This is a genomic window from Pseudomonas sp. ZT5P21 (assembly GCF_054897785.1).
Genome location: NZ_CM142705.1, coordinates 4,704,066 through 4,721,212 on the forward strand (window position 1 = coordinate 4,704,066; position 17,147 = coordinate 4,721,212).

At 58.5% G+C, this 17,147-nt stretch carries 20 protein-coding genes; 1 reads left to right on the forward strand and 19 read right to left on the reverse strand.

Going from position 1 to position 17,147, the window contains the following annotated elements:
- From ACYZT9_RS21790 to trmJ, 14 genes are all read right to left on the reverse strand, one after another.
- Positions 1-1,044 (reverse strand): RodZ domain-containing protein, encoded by a 1,044-nt coding sequence (locus ACYZT9_RS21790; protein ID WP_462007366.1) that lies wholly within the window; start codon positions 1,042-1,044, stop codon positions 1-3.
- The gene (gene pilW / locus ACYZT9_RS21795) at positions 1,044-1,802 is read right to left on the reverse strand and encodes a type IV pilus biogenesis/stability protein PilW (RefSeq protein WP_462007367.1); all 759 of its coding nucleotides are present in this window, start codon (positions 1,800-1,802) and stop codon (positions 1,044-1,046) included. The genes ACYZT9_RS21790 and pilW overlap by 1 nt, the downstream gene beginning before the upstream one ends.
- 17 nt (positions 1,803-1,819) lie before the next feature.
- Positions 1,820-2,962: a dual-specificity RNA methyltransferase RlmN gene (gene rlmN, locus ACYZT9_RS21800; protein ID WP_462007368.1), complete on the reverse strand. Its 1,143-nt coding sequence runs from the start codon at positions 2,960-2,962 to the stop codon at positions 1,820-1,822.
- 28 nt (positions 2,963-2,990) lie between these two features.
- Positions 2,991-3,416, reverse strand: a complete 426-nt coding sequence (gene ndk / locus ACYZT9_RS21805; protein ID WP_007916882.1) for a nucleoside-diphosphate kinase — start codon at positions 3,414-3,416, stop codon at positions 2,991-2,993.
- Positions 3,417-3,504: 88 nt separating this feature from the next.
- On the reverse strand, positions 3,505-3,705 hold the full coding sequence (gene iscX, locus ACYZT9_RS21810; protein WP_462007369.1) for a Fe-S cluster assembly protein IscX: 201 nt from the start codon (positions 3,703-3,705) through the stop codon (positions 3,505-3,507).
- Between the two features lie 14 nt (positions 3,706-3,719).
- A complete protein-coding gene (fdx, locus tag ACYZT9_RS21815; RefSeq protein ID WP_265066189.1) occupies positions 3,720-4,061 on the reverse strand; it encodes an ISC system 2Fe-2S type ferredoxin in 342 nt (113 codons plus the stop codon).
- Positions 4,061-5,926: a Fe-S protein assembly chaperone HscA gene (hscA, locus tag ACYZT9_RS21820; protein WP_462007370.1), complete on the reverse strand. Its 1,866-nt coding sequence runs from the start codon at positions 5,924-5,926 to the stop codon at positions 4,061-4,063. Before hscA ends, fdx begins: the two co-directional genes overlap by 1 nt.
- A gap of 51 nt (positions 5,927-5,977) precedes the next feature.
- A complete protein-coding gene (gene hscB / locus ACYZT9_RS21825) occupies positions 5,978-6,499 on the reverse strand; it encodes a co-chaperone HscB (RefSeq protein WP_462007371.1) in 522 nt (173 codons plus the stop codon).
- 8 nt (positions 6,500-6,507) lie between these two features.
- Positions 6,508-6,831: an iron-sulfur cluster assembly protein IscA gene (iscA, locus tag ACYZT9_RS21830; protein WP_003227904.1), complete on the reverse strand. Its 324-nt coding sequence runs from the start codon at positions 6,829-6,831 to the stop codon at positions 6,508-6,510.
- Positions 6,832-6,865: 34 nt separating this feature from the next.
- A complete protein-coding gene (iscU, locus tag ACYZT9_RS21835) occupies positions 6,866-7,252 on the reverse strand; it encodes a Fe-S cluster assembly scaffold IscU (protein WP_003443374.1) in 387 nt (128 codons plus the stop codon).
- Positions 7,253-7,336: 84 nt separating this feature from the next.
- The gene (locus ACYZT9_RS21840; RefSeq protein ID WP_462007372.1) at positions 7,337-8,551 is read right to left on the reverse strand and encodes an IscS subfamily cysteine desulfurase; all 1,215 of its coding nucleotides are present in this window, start codon (positions 8,549-8,551) and stop codon (positions 7,337-7,339) included.
- Between the two features lie 50 nt (positions 8,552-8,601).
- On the reverse strand, positions 8,602-9,093 hold the full coding sequence (iscR, locus tag ACYZT9_RS21845) for a Fe-S cluster assembly transcriptional regulator IscR (protein ID WP_008042436.1): 492 nt from the start codon (positions 9,091-9,093) through the stop codon (positions 8,602-8,604).
- Positions 9,094-9,359: 266 nt separating this feature from the next.
- Complete coding sequence (gene cysE, locus ACYZT9_RS21850) at positions 9,360-10,136, reverse strand: serine O-acetyltransferase (protein WP_462007373.1); 777 nt, start codon at positions 10,134-10,136, stop codon at positions 9,360-9,362.
- A 2-nt stretch (positions 10,137-10,138) separates the two neighbouring features.
- The gene (gene trmJ, locus ACYZT9_RS21855) at positions 10,139-10,909 is read right to left on the reverse strand and encodes a tRNA (cytosine(32)/uridine(32)-2'-O)-methyltransferase TrmJ (protein ID WP_157710468.1); all 771 of its coding nucleotides are present in this window, start codon (positions 10,907-10,909) and stop codon (positions 10,139-10,141) included.
- Positions 10,910-11,055: 146 nt separating this feature from the next.
- Between trmJ and suhB the strand changes: the two genes are divergently transcribed.
- A complete protein-coding gene (gene suhB, locus ACYZT9_RS21860) occupies positions 11,056-11,874 on the forward strand; it encodes a type III secretion system regulator SuhB (protein WP_462007374.1) in 819 nt (272 codons plus the stop codon).
- Between the two features lie 254 nt (positions 11,875-12,128).
- Here the strand turns inward: suhB and ACYZT9_RS21865 are convergent, their stop codons facing one another.
- The 5 genes from ACYZT9_RS21865 to tgt form a co-directional block, all read right to left on the reverse strand.
- The gene (locus ACYZT9_RS21865) at positions 12,129-12,677 is read right to left on the reverse strand and encodes a glycine zipper 2TM domain-containing protein (RefSeq protein ID WP_462007375.1); all 549 of its coding nucleotides are present in this window, start codon (positions 12,675-12,677) and stop codon (positions 12,129-12,131) included.
- Positions 12,678-12,796: 119 nt separating this feature from the next.
- Positions 12,797-13,711: a protein translocase subunit SecF gene (secF, locus tag ACYZT9_RS21870; RefSeq protein WP_462007376.1), complete on the reverse strand. Its 915-nt coding sequence runs from the start codon at positions 13,709-13,711 to the stop codon at positions 12,797-12,799.
- Between the two features lie 9 nt (positions 13,712-13,720).
- A complete protein-coding gene (gene secD, locus ACYZT9_RS21875; RefSeq protein ID WP_462007377.1) occupies positions 13,721-15,589 on the reverse strand; it encodes a protein translocase subunit SecD in 1,869 nt (622 codons plus the stop codon).
- Between the two features lie 63 nt (positions 15,590-15,652).
- On the reverse strand, positions 15,653-15,988 hold the full coding sequence (yajC, locus tag ACYZT9_RS21880) for a preprotein translocase subunit YajC (RefSeq protein ID WP_007982729.1): 336 nt from the start codon (positions 15,986-15,988) through the stop codon (positions 15,653-15,655).
- 43 nt (positions 15,989-16,031) lie between these two features.
- Complete coding sequence (gene tgt / locus ACYZT9_RS21885) at positions 16,032-17,147, reverse strand: tRNA guanosine(34) transglycosylase Tgt (RefSeq protein WP_162130724.1); 1,116 nt, start codon at positions 17,145-17,147, stop codon at positions 16,032-16,034.

Below are 17,147 nucleotides of genomic sequence, written 5' to 3' on the forward strand. Positions count from 1 at the left end.
TTATTGACCCAACTTCAGGCGAGCAGTCTCGCCACTGGTGAACGGAGCGACATCAACCACCTGCCCGTTGTAGCTGACCTGCGCGCCACGGGCGAAGCCCAGACGCACGGCAAACGGCGGCTTGCCGCTGACGGTAACGCTTTCGCCTTTACGCTTGAGACCACTCAGCAGCACTTTGCCAGTGCCGTCGGTGACTTGCGTCCAGCAATCGGCGGTGAATTGCAGTTGAACCTGGCCTTGGCCGGCAACCGGGACGGCCGCTGCCGGAGCAGGAATGGTCGGCGTCACCGAAGCGCTCGCAGGCGGTGTCGACACAACAGGTGCCGTCGGGGCTGGCGCTGCCGGCGTTGCGATAACAGGTGCTGCGCTGTGCGTCGGTGCAGCAGGCGCTGGGGCAGTCGGTGCAGTTGGAGCAGTTGGAGCGGCGGCAGGCGCCGTGGCTTCAGGTTCGGCTGGAGCCTCCGTGGAGTTTTCGGCTTGCGGCAACGCCAGCGCCGTCGAGCCTTCAGCCTGAGCTTCCGCGACAGCCTGGTCTTCCGGCTCGTCCAGCGGATGGATCTGGGTGGTGCCATCGGCGCCTTCGACTTCAACGTGCTCCGGGCTCAGGCTCGTCAGTTCTTTGGTGCGCAATGAAGTCTGATCCTGCCACCAGATAAAACCACCGCCGATCACCGCAATCAGCAGTAACAGGCTAACGATTCGCAAAATGGTGTGGGAAACCCGAACCGGTTCTTCGATACGCCCCAGGCTGTGGACATTGCTGCCTTGGGAGTCGGTGCCGGTGGACTGGTCGAACTGCTGAACCAGAACGGTCTGGTCCATACCGAGCAATTTGGCGTACGCGCGAATATAACCGCGGGCAAAGGTGTGCCCAGGCAGCTTGTCGAAAGCGCCGGTTTCAAGATTGCTCAAGGAATTGACGGTGAGGTTGAGCTTGAGGGCCACTTCGGCCAGCGACCAGCCATTGCTTTCGCGGGCCTGGCGCAAGGTTTCACCGGGGTTAACGCGATTCGCTGCTACAACTTCGGGATGCGCCGCTTTCATCATTGCTCCGACAGGTATTGCTGATATTCCGGCGTACCGGGATAGAGTCGTTTTAGTTGCAGGCCAAAACTGGCGGCCTTGTCGCGATCTTCGAACACTTTTGCCAGCCGGACGCCGAGCAATAGACTACGTGCATTTTGCTCCGTGAGCAGGCTAAAACGGTCGTAATAGTCACGCGCGGGCACATAATGCCTGTCTTCGTAAGACAACTCAGCCATTTCCAGCAGTGCACGAGGTTGCTGACGATTCAAACGCAGGGCTTTTTCCAGCTGCTGCTGGGCCAGATCACGCTGGCCAAGCCTGGAAGCGGTCATGCCCAGATTCTCGAACACCCTTGAACGCTCAGGATACAGGGTATCGGCGGCGGCCTGTTCGAAGCGCTCGTAAGCCTCCTTGTAACGTTTCTGCTCGAAAAGAAAACTGCCGTAATTGTTCAGGATTCGCGCATTGTCAGGACGAGAAGACAAAGCTTTGCGAAAGTGTTCGTCCGCCAGCTCCGGCTCCATCTCGGCCTGGAACACCAGCCCCAACGCCGCGTTGGCATCGGGGTCCGAACTGTCCAGCTCCAACGCCTTTTTCAGCGGCACCTTGGCGCGCTCGGTCATGCCCTGTTGCAAGTAGCCCAAGCCCAGTTGCACATAGGCAACACGCGCTTCATCGCGGCCCTCGCTGGTCTTCATCGGGTTGTAATCGCCCGACAGGACGCAACCAGCACAAAGGCTGGCCAACAGCACAAGCAGCGCAAAGCGCAGGGACATAGAGATCCTCTCTTGATTTATTTCGCGGCGCTCGAAGCGATATCGCTGTCTGCGCTCAACTCGCGCACGGCGATATAACGTTCGCTGCGACGGGTGCGATCCAGCACCTGCCCTACTAATTGGCCACACGCGGCATCGATGTCTTCACCGCGGGTGGTGCGTACGGTGACATTGAAGCCGGCATGGTGAAGCTGATCCTGGAAACGGCGAATCGCGTTGTTGCTCGGGCGCTCGTAACCGGAATGCGGGAACGGGTTGAACGGAATCAGGTTGATTTTGCACGGAACGTTCTTCAACAACTCGATCATTTCAACCGCGTGCTCGACCTTGTCGTTGATGTCCTTGAGCAAGGTGTACTCGATGGTCAGCACACGTTTTTCGCCCAGGGACGACATGTAGCGCTGGCACGACTCGAGCAGCATCTTAAGCGGATATTTCTTGTTGATCGGCACCAATTGGTTACGCAATGCGTCGTTCGGTGCGTGCAGGGACAACGCCAGGGAGACGTCGATGTGCTTGGACAGCTCATCGATCATCGGCACCACGCCGGAGGTCGACAGGGTCACACGACGCTTGGAAATGCCGTAACCCAGGTCGTCCATCATCAGATGCATGGCCGCGACGACGTTGTCGAAGTTCAGCAGCGGCTCGCCCATGCCCATCATCACCACGTTGGTGATGGCACGGTCGGCGGTCGCCGGGATGCTGCCGAACGATTTGTTGGCAATCCACACCTGGCCGATGACTTCGGCGGCGGTGAGGTTGCTGTTGAAACCTTGCTTGCCGGTGGAGCAGAAACTGCAGTCCAGGGCACAGCCTGCCTGGGACGAAACGCACAGAGTGCCGCGTTTGCCCTGGGGAATGTAAACGGTCTCGACGCAGCTGCCGGACGCCACGCGCACCACCCACTTACGGGTGCCGTCGGTGGAAATGTCCTCGCTGACCACTTCAGGACCGCGAACCTCGGCAATGGCCTTGAGCTTGTCGCGCAAAGCCTTGCTGACGTTCGTCATGGCGTCGAAATCATCGACGCCAAGGTGGTGAATCCATTTCATTACCTGACCGGCACGGAAACGCTTCTCCCCGATTGAGTCGAAGAATTTCTCCATTTCCTGTTGAGTCAGACCCAGCAGGTTGGTTTTTACAGTCGATGTAGTCATGGATTCACCTTCACTCATAAGCCAATGCTTAGCGAGTGGTTACTTCAGTAGCAGCGAAGAAGTACGAGATTTCGCGAGCAGCAGCGGCTTCGGAGTCCGAACCGTGTACAGCGTTGGCGTCGATGGAATCAGCGAAGTCAGCACGGATGGTGCCGGCAGCAGCTTCTTTAGGGTTGGTAGCGCCCATCAGCTCACGGTTCAGAGCGATAGCGTTTTCGCCTTCCAGAACCTGAACGACAACCGGGCCGGAGATCATGAATGCAACCAGGTCGCCGAAGAAACCACGAGCGCTGTGCTCAGCGTAGAAGCCTTCAGCTTCAGCTTTGGACAGTTGCTTCAGTTTCGAAGCTACAACGCGCAGGCCTGCTTTTTCGAAACGAGTGGTGATTTCGCCGATGACGTTTTTAGCAACGGCGTCAGGCTTGATGATGGAGAAAGTACGTTGAACAGCCATGATGTAACTCCAGAAACGGTAATTTGCGAAAAATTAAACCCGCGAATTATACGCGGGTTCTTGGGTATTGCCTAACCTGCAGCGTGGCTCAGTCGCGCTCTTCGATCCAGTGGGCCTGAATGGCCTCCAGGATCTTTTCGCCACAATGTTCAGGCTTGTCGTCGAACTCGGGCAATTCCATCACCCATCTGCGCAGATCGACGAAGTTGACCGACATCGGGTCAATATCGGGCTTGCTTTCAGCCAGCTGGATCGAAATTTCCAGCACATCAGTCCACTTGAGACTCATGACAGTTCCTTGAATCAATGCGGCGCTTCGGCGGCATGGTTGAGCGAGTACTTCGGAATCTCGACCGTCAGGTCTTCAGTCCCGACGATCGCCTGACAGCCTAGACGCGATTGAGCCTCCAGACCCCAGGCCCGATCAAGAAAGTCCTCTTCCAGCTCATCCGCTTCTTCCAGCGAGTCAAAACCTTCGCGGATGATGCAGTGGCAGGTGGTGCAGGCACAGACGCCACCGCAGGCACTTTCCATCTCGATATGGTGCTCATGAGCCAACTCAAGAATCGACGTACCGGGCGCAGCCTCGACAACCATGCCTTCCGGGCAAAACTTCTCGTGTGGCAGAAAAATGACCTGCGGCATCAATTATCCTCGATTTCATTCAGATTGCGCCCCGCCAGCGCGGCTTTTACCGTCGAATCCAGGCGGCGGGCTGCAAATGCATCGGTCACTTGCGACAGACGCTTGGTCTGCTGCTCGATGGCGTAGCCATCGGTACCTTTCATCAGTTCGGTCAGTTCCTGCATCTGCAAATCGATGACCATGCGCTCCTCGGCGTCGAGCAGGCGCTCACCGTCGGCGTCGAGGGCGGCTTGCACCGCTTCGATCAATCGCTGGGCATCGACCTGCTGCTCACGCAATACGCGGGCGACCTTGTCGTCGTTGGCGTGCTGGAACGAATCCTTGAGCATCCTGGCGATTTCGCCGTCGGTCAGGCCATAGGAAGGCTTGACCTGGATGCTGGCTTCAACGCCCGAACCCAATTCCCGGGCCGACACGCTGAGCAGACCGTCGGCGTCGACCTGGAAGGTCACGCGAATCTTCGCCGCGCCCGCCACCATCGCTGGAATACCGCGCAATTCGAAACGGGCCAGGGAACGGCAATCGCTGATCAGTTCGCGCTCGCCCTGCAACACATGAATCGCCATGGCCGACTGGCCGTCTTTGTAAGTAGTGAAGTCCTGGGCGCGAGCGACGGGGATGGTGGTATTGCGCGGAATCACCTTCTCCATCAGGCCGCCCATGGTTTCCAGCCCCAGAGACAATGGAATCACGTCGAGCAACAGCAGTTCGCCACCATCGCGCTTGTTGCCTGCCAGCGTATCGGCCTGGATCGCGGCCCCGATGGCGACCACTTGATCCGGGTCGATCTCCGTCAATGGCTGACGACCGAAGGCTTGGGCGACGGCTTCGCGAACGCGAGGTACGCGCGTCGAGCCACCCACCATAACCACAGCGTGCACTTCTTCAAGCTCGATGCCGGAATCACGCACCGCGCGACGGCAGGCTTTCAGACTCCGAGCAACCATCGGCTCGATCAGCGCATTGAAAGCTTCGCGAGTCATTTCCGCTTTCCAGTCGCCGTAAGCGACCTCTACAGACACAGCATCGGTCAGTGCTTCTTTGGCCGCGCAGGCGGTTTGCAGCAGATTGCGTTGCGCTCCCGGATCGAGGTCGGCGGACAAACCGGCGCTCTCGATGATCCAGCCGGCGATCGCATGGTCGAAGTCGTCGCCGCCCAGGGCGCTGTCGCCGCCGGTGGCCAGCACTTCGAACACACCGCCGGTCAGGCGCAGAATCGAAATATCGAAGGTGCCGCCGCCCAGGTCATAAATCGCGACCAAGCCTTCGGCGTGCTGATCCAGACCGTAAGCCACGGCAGCGGCGGTCGGCTCATTGAGCAAACGCAGCACGTTCAAGCCAGCCAGTTTCGCTGCGTCCTTGGTGGCTTGACGCTGAGCATCGTCAAAATAGGCCGGAACGGTGATCACTGCACCGACCAACTCGCCACCCAACGTCGCCTCTGCACGCTGACGCAACACTTTGAGGATATCGGCAGAGACTTCGACCGGGCTTTTCGGTCCCTGGATCGTCTCAATGAACGGCATGTGCGATTCGCCGCCGACAAAGCGGTACGGCAACTGATCGCCCAATTGCTTGACGTCGGACAGACCACGACCCATCAAGCGCTTGACCGACAGCACAGTGTTTAAAGGATCGGAAGCGGCAGCCAGTTTGGCCGACTCGCCAACCTCGACACGATCAGCGTGGTAGCGCACGGCAGACGGCAGAATGACCTGCCCGTCAGCGTCGGCCAGAGGCTCGGAAAGACCGCTGCGCAAAGCAGCGACCAGCGAGTTGGTAGTACCCAAGTCGATCCCCACAGCCAGACGACGCTGGTGCGGTTGAGGACTTTGGCCGGGTTCGGCGATCTGCAGTAGGGCCATCGTGATCAGGACTTATCTGTATATCAGGCGTGCGACCGGAGCGGCACTGGGTTAATCGTCGAGGCGCTCTTCCAGCTGGCGCACTTCGTAGGTGAGCTTGTCGAGGAACTGCATGCGCCGCATCAGGCGTTCGGCCTGCTCGCGTTGCGCTGCATCATCCCAACAGGCTGCGAAGCTTTGGTTCAGTTCATCCTGCGCGGTTTTCAGGCGACGCTTGAACACCGCAACACCGGCCAGGTCGGCACTGTCCTGCAAGTCTTCGAGCTCTTCACGCAGCGCCATCTGCTGCAGAAGAAACGCCGGATCATGCACCGTGACCTCCAGCGGCAGCTCGCGACCTCCCATAGCGAGCAGATAACGCGCGCGCTTCGGGGGACTTTTGAGCGTCTGGTAGGCCTCGTTGAGGCTCGCGGATTGCTCTAGCGCCAACCGTTGCTCGCGCTCGGAAGCGTCCGCAAAACGGTCCGGATGAACACTGCGCGCCAACTCGCGGTAGCGCGTAGCCAGCTGGTCGAGGTCCAGATTGAAACTCGGTTGCAGCTCGAATAAAGCAAAATGACAAGGAGTACCCACAAGAAGCCTCAGATGTTGAAGCTTTCGCCGCAGCCACATTCACCGCGCACATTGGGGTTGTTGAACTTGAAGCCTTCGTTCAACCCTTCCTTGACGAAATCGAGCTCGGTGCCGTCCAGGTAGGCGAGACTTTTCGGGTCGATGATCACTTTCTCGCCGTGACTTTCGAACACCTGATCCTCTGCAACCACCTCGTCGACAAACTCCAGCACGTAGGCAAGGCCGGAACAGCCCGTGGTGCGAACACCCAGACGAATCCCTTCACCTTTGCCGCGCCCGTCAAGGGAGCGTCGCACGTGTCGAGCAGCCGCTTCTGTCATGCTGATAGCCATCGGTGACTCCTTACTCGTCGCAAAATCCTGAAAATCAGATCAAGCCTTTCTTCTGCTTGTAGTCGCGAACGGCCGCTTTGATAGCGTCTTCAGCGAGTACGGAGCAGTGAATTTTCACTGGCGGCAGGGCCAGTTCTTCGGCCAGCTGAGTGTTTTTGATGGTCTCTGCTTCATCCAGAGTCTTGCCTTTCATCCACTCGGTCGCCAGGGAGCTGGAGGCGATAGCCGAACCGCAACCGTAGGTCTTGAACTTGGCGTCTTCGATGATGCCTTGTTCGTTGACCTTGATTTGCAGACGCATCACGTCGCCGCACGCCGGGGCGCCCACCATGCCGGTGCCGACATCCGGGTCTTCGGCGTCCATCTTGCCGACGTTACGCGGGTTTTCGTAGTGGTCGATGACCTTTTCGCTGTAAGCCATGATGCTTATTCCTCACTCATCAGAGAGTCGCTCTTTGAGCCCTGCAAATCGTGATTCACAGGGCCGGTTCGCGGCGACTTGAAATCAGTGTGCCGCCCACTCGATTTTCGAAATGTCGACACCGTCTTTGTACATGTCCCACAGCGGCGACAGAGTGCGCAGCTTGGTAACGGCCTCGCAGACTTTCTGCGCGGCGTAGTCGATTTCTTCTTCGGTGGTGAAACGGCCGAAGGTGAAGCGGATCGAGCTGTGTGCCAGTTCGTCGTTGCGGCCCAAGGCGCGCAGCACGTACGAAGGCTCCAGCGAAGCCGAGGTGCAAGCCGAACCGGACGAAACCGCCAGATCCTTGAGCGCCATGATCAGCGACTCGCCTTCAACATAGTTGAAGCTCAGGTTCAGGTTGTGCGGAACGCGGGCGGTCATGCTGCCGTTGACGTACAGCTCTTCCAGGTCTTCGACCTGCTTGAAGAAACGGTCGCTCAGGGCTTTGATCCGGACGTTCTCGGCAGCCATGTCTTCCTTGGCTACGCGGAAGGCTTCGCCCATGCCGACGATCTGGTGGGTCGCCAGGGTGCCGGAACGCATGCCACGCTCGTGACCGCCGCCGTGCATGGTCGCTTCGATGCGCACACGCGGCTTGCGGCTGACGTACAGCGCGCCGATGCCTTTAGGGCCGTAGGTTTTGTGGGCGGAGAACGACATCATGTCGACTTTCAGCTTTTGCAGGTCGATCTCGACCTTGCCGGTGGACTGAGCAGCGTCGACGTGGAACAGAATGCCCCTGGCGCGGGTCAGTTCGCCGATGGCAGCGATGTCGTTGATGGTGCCGATTTCGTTGTTCACGTGCATGACCGAAACCAGGATGGTGTCGTCACGCAGCGCGGCTTCGATCATTTCAGGCGTAACCAGACCATCGGTGCGAGGCTCGAGGTAAGTCACTTCAAAGCCTTCACGCTCCAGTTGGCGCATGGTGTCGAGGACAGCCTTGTGCTCAATCTTGGTGGTGATCAGGTGTTTGCCTTTAGTCGCATAGAAATGCGCCGCACCCTTGATTGCCAGGTTGTCGGATTCGGTGGCACCGGAGGTCCAGACGATTTCACGCGGGTCGGCGTTGACCAGGTCAGCGACCTGACGACGAGCGTTTTCGACGGACTCTTCAGCTTTCCAGCCAAACACGTGGGAACGGGACGCCGGGTTACCGAAGTTTCCGTCGACCAGCAGGCATTCACTCATTTTTTGCGCAACACGCGGATCAACCGGGGTGGTCGCAGAGTAATCAAGGTAAATCGGCAATTTCATGGACTCTCTCCTAAATCAGGCTGGCTGGCGTGCCGCTAGCTCTATGGCTGTCATTCGACGGCGGACGCTTCAATCTTGTCCAGGCGTGGCGTCTTGCTGTTGCAACGACGCTGGTCCTGACGCTGGGCTACTTCTTGCACCTCACGGCGAGTGACAAGATCAGCCAAGCTGATACCGCTCAGAAATTCGTGAATCTGCAGGCTCAGATCGCACCACAAGTGGTGGGTCAGGCAGGTGTCGCCCTGATGGCAATCACCTTGGCCCTGGCACTTGGTGGCATCGACCGATTCGTTGACCGCATCGATCACCTGGGCGACCTGGATGCCCTGCATGTCGCGGGACAGTTGGTAGCCGCCGCCCGGACCACGAACACTGGACACCAGATTGCTGCGGCGCAATTTGGCGAAAAGCTGTTCGAGGTAGGACAGGGAGATGCCTTGGCGCTCGGAGATATCGGCCAGGGACACCGGCCCGTGTTGCGCGTGCAACGCCAGATCGAGCATGGCGGTCACGGCGTATCGGCCTTTTGTAGTCAGTCTCATGGACAATTACCACGGAGTTCGGAATGGGGCGAGTATGCAATTCCCGAGTATTTAAGTCAACTATAAGACCTAGTACTTTAGTCAGGTTTACCCGCAAAAGAGCGGCCGCATCATAGCAAAGGCTGGGCGGGTACAGCCAGCAATTGCGCGTTATCGTTCTTCGCGAGCAAGCCCGCTCCCACATTAGATCTCCAGTGTTCACAGATTCTGTGTGCAACAGAGATCAAATGTGGGAGCGGGCCTGCTCGCGAAGGGGCCAGCGCGGTTTAGCTGGCCTGGCTTTGATCCTTGTCCTTCACGCACGCGAAGTCTTCTTCACGCAGTTCAGGCAGCTCTTTCGCACAGTAATTACTGCCCAAATCCTTCAACGCCCCGCACATCCCTTCCAGACGACCATCAACCGCCTGCAGGTGATCGAGCAACTGATTGATGGCCCGCGCCACCGGGTCAGGCATGTCTTCGCCGACACCGTACGCATCAAAGCCGATCTTCTCGGCCATGGCCTTGCGCTTGGCGTCCTGCTCTTCATCGGATTTGACGATAATCCGCCCCGGAATCCCGACAACGGTTGCACCCGCCGGCACAGCCTTGGTCACCACGGCATTGGAGCCGACTTTGGCCCCCGCACCCACGGTGAATGGGCCCAGTACCTTGGCGCCCGCCCCCACCACAACACCGTCTTCCAGGGTCGGGTGACGCTTGCCTTTGTTCCAGCTGGTACCGCCGAGCGTTACACCTTGATAAAGGGTGACGTCATTGCCGATTTCAGCGGTTTCACCGATGACAATGCCCATGCCATGGTCGATAAAGAAGCGACGACCGACCTTGGCGCCCGGATGAATCTCGATCCCGGTCAACCAGCGCCCGAAGTTCGATACCACCCGCGCCAGCCATTTCAACTCGGCGCGCCACAAGGCCGCCGACAGACGATGAATCCAGATGGCATGCATGCCCGGGTAGCACGTCAGGACTTCAAAAGCGTTGCGCGCCGCCGGGTCCCGATGGAAAACACTCTGGATATCTTCACGCAATCGCTCGAACATCATTAATCCTTCCGCTTTAGAAGCTCGCCACGGGCCGCTTTCTGGGTTTCCGTGAGGATGCCACGCAATATATTCATTTCCGCCCGGCTGACCGAGCTTCGTCCGTACAACCGACGCAGGCGCGCCATCAAGTGCCGCGGTTTTTCCGGATCGAGGAATTCGATGGCCACCAGGGTTTGCTCCAGGTGTTCATAGAATCGCTCCAGCTCATCCATGGTCGCCAGCTCACCACTTTTGGTGGACGCCACCTCATCCTTTTCGACCTTGCTCGGCTGGCCTTGGGCCGCGAGCCAGGACATGCGCACTTCATAGCTCAACACCTGCACTGCCGCCCCTAGGTTCAGCGAACTGAACTCGGGGTCTGATGGGATGTGCACGTGATAATGACATCGCTGCAGCTCTTCATTGGTCAGGCCGGAGTCTTCACGACCAAAGACCAAGGCAATCTCCGCGCCCTGCCCCGCTTCCTCGACCACTTTCGTCCCGCATTCGCGAGGATCGAGCAACGGCCACGGAATGCGGCGATCACGGGCACTGGTGCCAAGCACCAGATTGCAGCCGACCAAGGCATCTTCCAGGGTGGCGACGACTTGCGCGTTTTCAAGGATGTCTCCGGCACCGGAGGCGCGGGCATCAGCCTCGTGGTGCGGGAACAACCGTGGTTCAACCAGCACCAGCCGCGACAGGCCCATGTTCTTCATGGCACGCGCAGCCCCGCCGATATTGCCGGGATGGCTGGTATTAACCAGGACGACACGAATGTTATGCAGCAAGGGAGGCGCTCTCGAACACAGAAATGGGGAGCCGAATCTTACAGCGCATCCTACCGTTAAGCCACGAAAGCGAACGTCGACCTTCTCCTGTAGAAACTTTCTGATAGAATGCCCGGCTTTCTTTAACAACCTTAGGTGACACATCCATGCAGCCCATGCTGAATATCGCGCTGCGCGCCGCCCGCAGCGCCAGTGAATTGATCTTCCGCTCCATCGAGCGCCTGGATACCATCAAGGTCGACGAAAAAGACGCCAAGGATTACGTATCCGAGGTGGATCGCGCCGCTGAACAGAAAATCATCGACGCGCTGCGCAAGGCTTACCCGAACCACTCCATCATGGGTGAAGAAACCGGCATGCACGCCGGCACCGGGATCGAAGGCGAAGAATACCTGTGGATCATCGATCCGCTGGACGGCACCACCAACTTCCTGCGCGGCATTCCCCACTTCGCGGTCAGCATCGCCTGCAAATACCGCGGTCGCCTGGAACACGCTGTTGTTCTGGACCCGGTTCGCCAGGAAGAATTCACCGCCAGCCGTGGTCGCGGCGCTCAACTGAACGGTCGTCGTCTGCGCGTCAGCGGTCGCACCAGCCTGGACGGCGCCCTGCTGGGTACCGGCTTCCCGTTCCGTGACGACCAGATGGACAACCTCGACAACTACCTGGGTATGTTCCGCGCCCTGGTTGGCCAGACTGCCGGCATCCGCCGCGCCGGTTCGGCGAGCCTGGACCTGGCTTACGTGGCTGCCGGGCGCTTCGATGCATTCTGGGAGTCGGGCCTTTCCGAGTGGGACATGGCTGCAGGCGCCCTGCTGATTCAGGAAGCAGGCGGTTTGGTGAGCGACTTCACCGGCGGTCACGATTTCCTTGAAAAAGGCCACATCGTTGCCGGTAACACCAAATGCTTCAAGGCAGTGCTGACGGCCATCCAGCCGCACCTGCCGCCCTCGCTGAAACGCTAAGCGACCGGCCACAAAAAAGCACCCTTCGGGGTGCTTTTTTATGCCTGGAATTCCACTCTTCGGACCACCACCAATCCCTGTGGGAGCGGGCTTGCCCGCGATAGCGGAGTGTCAGTCGTCATTAATGGCGCAGGTGATGACGCCATCGCGGGCAAGCCCGCTCCCACAGGGTCTGCAGTGGCTTCAAACCAGTATTCCGGGCACAAAAAAAGCACTCTAATCGAGTGCTTTTTTTTAATCTGAACCTGAGCTACTTACTGACTGGGCTCATTCTGCGACAGGATCAACTTGCCTTCCTTATCAACCGGAATCTGATTACCCGGATCACGATCCATCCGCACTTTGCCTTCCTTGCCATCCAGTGAATAACGAACGTCGTAACCTACGACCTTGTCACTGATGTCATTCACAGTATTACAACGGGTTTGAGTCGTGGTGTAGGTGTCACGCTCTTGCATGCCTTCCTGAACCTTGTTACCGGCATAACCACCGCCGACCGCGCCTGCGACCGTGGCGATTTTTTTGCCGGTGCCGCCGCCGATCTGGTTACCCAGCAAACCACCTGCCAGCGCACCCACCACCGTACCGGCGATCTGGTGTTGATCTTTGACCGGCGCCTGCCGGGTCACGGCTACATCCTTGCACACTTCACGTGGCGTCTTGATTTGTGTCTTGACCGGTTCAACGGCTAGAACTTGCGCATACTCAGGGCCGCTTTTAACCAGGCTGTAGGTGGCAACAGCACCCCCGGCTGTTACACCGACAGCACCCAATACCGCACCAACCAGCAACGACTTGTTCACATGAACCTCCTGACCATCACATGCGGGACACGCCCGCGCTTCTCCCAGCCTTGGAGCATAAAAAAAGGCGCGAGTTCAACTCGCGCCTTTTTTGGCTGACAGCTGGAAAGCGATGGCCGTTATGGACGGTCGTCGACTTCCTTATCGGTCGCCACGGGAGGAATCAAATCCTCGCTGCTCAGGTTCAGCCAGATCAACACCACGTTCGCGATGTAGATCGACGAGTAAGTACCCGCCAGAACACCGATAAACAGGGCGATGGAGAAGCCGAACAGGTTGTCGCCACCGAAGAACAGCAGTGCCGCGATCGCCAACAAGGTGGAGATCGACGTCGCCATGGTCCGCAACAGGGTTTGCGTGGTCGAGATGTTGATGTTCTCGACCAGGCTGGCCTTGCGCAGGACCCGAAAGTTCTCACGAACCCGGTCGAATACCACAATAGTGTCGTTGAGCGAGTAACCGATGATCGCCAACACCGCCGCCAGCACCGTCAGGTCGAAGGTGATCTGGAAGAACGACAGAATACCGATGGTCACGATCACGTCGTGGATCAGCGAGACGATGGCACCGACCGCAAACTTCCACTGAAAGCGGAAAGCCAGGTAGATCAGGACACCGCCCAGCGCCATCAGCATGCCAAGGCCGCCCTGGTCGCGCAGCTCTTCACCGACTTGCGGGCCGACGAATTCAACGCGCTTGACCACCGCAGGGTTGTCGCCACCGACCTTCTGCAGCGCCTCCGCCACTTGATGGCCCAACTGCGGATCTTCACCCGGCATGCGCACGAGCAGATCGGTCGTTGCACCGAAGCTCTGCACGATTGCCTCGTGATAACCCGAAGTCGCCAGCTGCTCGCGCACCTTGGTCACATCGGCCGGACGCTCGTAGGTCAGCTCGATGAGCGTACCGCCGGTGAAGTCCAGGCCCCAGTTCATGCCCTTGGTGGCGACACTGAACAAGGCCAGCACCGTAAGGAACAATGTGACGCCGAACGCAACGTTGCGAACGCCCATGAAGTTGATTGTACGTAACATGGCAGCCCCTTAAATCCACAACTTCTTGAAGTCACGACCGCCGAAGATCAGGTTGACCATCGCGCGGGTCACCAGAATGGCCGTGAACATCGAGGTAAAGATCCCGAGGGACATGGTCACCGCAAAACCTTTAACCGGGCCGGTGCCCATGGCAAAGAGAATCCCGCCGACCAGCAGCGTGGTCAGGTTGGAGTCGATAATCGCGGTGAATGCCCGGCCGAAGCCTTCATTGATTGCCCGCTGTACGGTCATGCCCGCCGCAATCTCTTCACGAATCCGCGAGAAGATCAGTACGTTGGCGTCGACCGCCATACCCATTGTCAACACGATACCGGCGATACCCGGCAGGGTCAGCGTTGCACCCAGCAGCGACATCAGGGCCAGCAGCAGCACCATGTTCACCGCCAGGGCGACGGTGGCGATGATGCCGAAGAAGCGGTAGATGGCAATGATGAACAGCGAGACAAACAGCATGCCCCACAGCGATGCATCGACACCCTTGACGATGTTGTCAGCACCCAGGCTCGGGCCGATGGTGCGCTCTTCAGCGAAGTACATCGGTGCAGCCAGACCACCGGCACGCAGCAGCAGGGCCAGTTCGGACGACTCGCCCTGGCCGTTCAGGCCAGTGATGCGGAATTGAGCACCCAGCGGCGACTGGATGGTCGCCAGGCTGATGATCTTCTTCTCTTCCTTGAAGGTCTGAACCGGCACGTCTTTCTCGACGCCGTTAACCATTTGCTTGACGTAAGTGGTGACCGGACGTTGCTCGATGAAGATCACCGCCATGCTGCGACCGACGTTGCTGCGAGTTGCACGACTCATCAGCTCGCCACCGTGACCATCCAGACGGATGTTCACTTCCGGCGTGCCTTGCTCGCCGAAGCCGGCTTTGGCATCGGTCACCTGGTCACCGGTGATGATCAGACCGCGCTCGATCTGTGCCGGCGGACGATTGCCTTCACGGAATTCGAAGCTTTCAGAAGTGGCTTTCGACGCACCCGGCTCAGCCGCCAGACGGAATTCGAGGTTGGCCGTCTTGCCGAGGATACGCTTGGCTTCTGCGGTGTCCTGCACGCCCGGCAGCTCAACCACAATGCGGTTGGCGCCCTGACGCTGAACGATCGGTTCGGCAACACCCAGCTCGTTGACGCGGTTACGTACCGTGGTCAAGTTTTGCTTGATGGAGTATTCACGGATTTCCGCCAGCTTGGCCGGGGTCATCGCCAGACGCAGCACCGGTTGACCATTGAGGTCGGCCGGAACAATGTCGAAATCGTTGAAGTTCTTGCGGATCAGCGTGCGAGCTTGCTCGCGAGCGGCTTCATCGGTAAAGCCCAACTGAATGGCGCCGCCGATTTGCGGCAGGCTGCGATAGCGCAGTTTCTCTTTACGCAACAGGCTCTTGACGTCGCCTTCGTACACTTTCAAGCGTGCGTCGAGGGCCTTATCCATGTCCACTTCGAGCAGGAAGTGCACACCACCGGACAAGTCCAGACCCAGCTTCATCGGGTGCGCGCCCAGGTTGCGCAGCCATTGCGGGGTGGTTTGCGCCAGGTTCAGTGCAACGACGTAGTCATCACCCAATGCCTTGCGCACGACATCCTTGGCGGGCAACTGATCGCTAGCCTTGGTCAGACGGATAAGACCGCCCTTGCCGCCTTCTGCCAAAGTGGCAGCCTTGACTTCGATCCCGGATGCCTTGAGCGCTGCGCTCACACGATCCAGATCAGCCTGATTGACCTGCAGCGCAGTGCTTGCGCCGCTGACCTGAATGGCCGGGTCATCAGGATATAAATTGGGAGCGGAATAAATCAGACCGACCGCCAGCACCGCCAGGATCAGAATGTATTTCCACAGAGGGTATTTGTTCAGCATCACGCCGCCCGCTTATGACGCGGGGCGCCTTGCGCGCCCCGTCGATTGAGTAGAAGTTGAAACTTAGATCGCTTTCAGCGTGCCTTTTGGCAGCGTGGCGGCAATGGCGCCTTTCTGGAACTTCATTTCGACGGTGTCGGACACTTCCAGCACCACGAAATCGTCAGCTACTTTAGTGATCTTGCCGGCGATGCCGCCGGTGGTCACAACTTCGTCGCCTTTTTGCAGGCTGCTCAGCAGGTTCTTCTGCTCTTTGGCGCGCTTGGCCTGTGGACGCCAGATCATCAGGTAGAAGATGACCAGGAAACCGACCAGGAAAATCCACTCAAAACCGCCACCCATTGGGCCTGCAGCAGGTGCAGCAGCGTCAGCCATGGCATTCGAGATAAAAAAGCTCATTTAGCACTCCAGTTGCAAATGTTGAATCTTGGGGTCAGGAAACTCAGTCCAAAGGCGGAACGGGAAGCCCGCGTTTGGCGTAGAAGGCATCGACAAAGGCGGCCAATGTACCCTGTTGAATAGCCTCGCGCAAACCAGCCATAAGCACTTGATAATGACGCAAGTTATGGATGGTATTGAGCATGCTTCCCAGCATTTCGCCGCACTTGTCCAGGTGATGCAGATAAGCGCGGGAGAAGTTCTGGCAGGTATAGCAATCGCAGGTCGGATCGAGCGGCGAATCATCATGGCGATGAAACGCGTTACGGATCTTCAGCACACCAGTATCAATGAACAGATGCCCATTGCGGGCATTACGGGTTGGCATCACGCAATCGAACATGTCCACACCGCGGCGCACACCCTCAACCAGATCTTCCGGTTTGCCAACGCCCATAAGGTAACGAGGTTTGTCAGCCGGCATCTGGCCCGGCAGGTAATCCAGCACCTTGATCATCTCGTGCTTGGGTTCGCCCACCGACAGACCGCCAATGGCCAGGCCATCGAAACCGATCTTGTCGAGGCCTTCCAGCGAACGCATGCGCAAATCCTGGTGCATGCCGCCCTGAACGATACCAAACAGCGCCGCCGTGTTGTCGCCATGGGCTTCTTTCGAACGCTTGGCCCAACGCAACGACAACTCCATGGAAATGCGCGCGACGTCTTCATCAGCCGGATACGGCGTGCATTCGTCGAAAATCATCACGATGTCCGAGCCCAGATCACGCTGGACCTGCATCGACTCTTCCGGGCCCATGAACACTTTGGCGCCGTCGACCGGAGAGGCGAAGGTCACGCCCTCCTCCTTGATCTTGCGCATGGCGCCCAGGCTGAACACCTGAAAACCGCCGGAGTCTGTAAGAATCGGGCCTTTCCACTGCATGAAATCGTGCAGGTCGCCGTGCTTCTTGATCACTTCGGTGCCAGGACGCAGCCACAAGTGGAAGGTGTTGCCCAAAATGATTTCCGCGCCGGTCGCGGTGATGTCCCGCGGCAGCATGCCCTTCACGGTGCCGTACGTACCAACCGGCATGAACGCCGGGGTCTCGACAGTACCGCGCGGGAAGGTCAAACGACCGCGACGAGCCTTGCCGTCAGTAGCAAGCAACTCAAACGACAT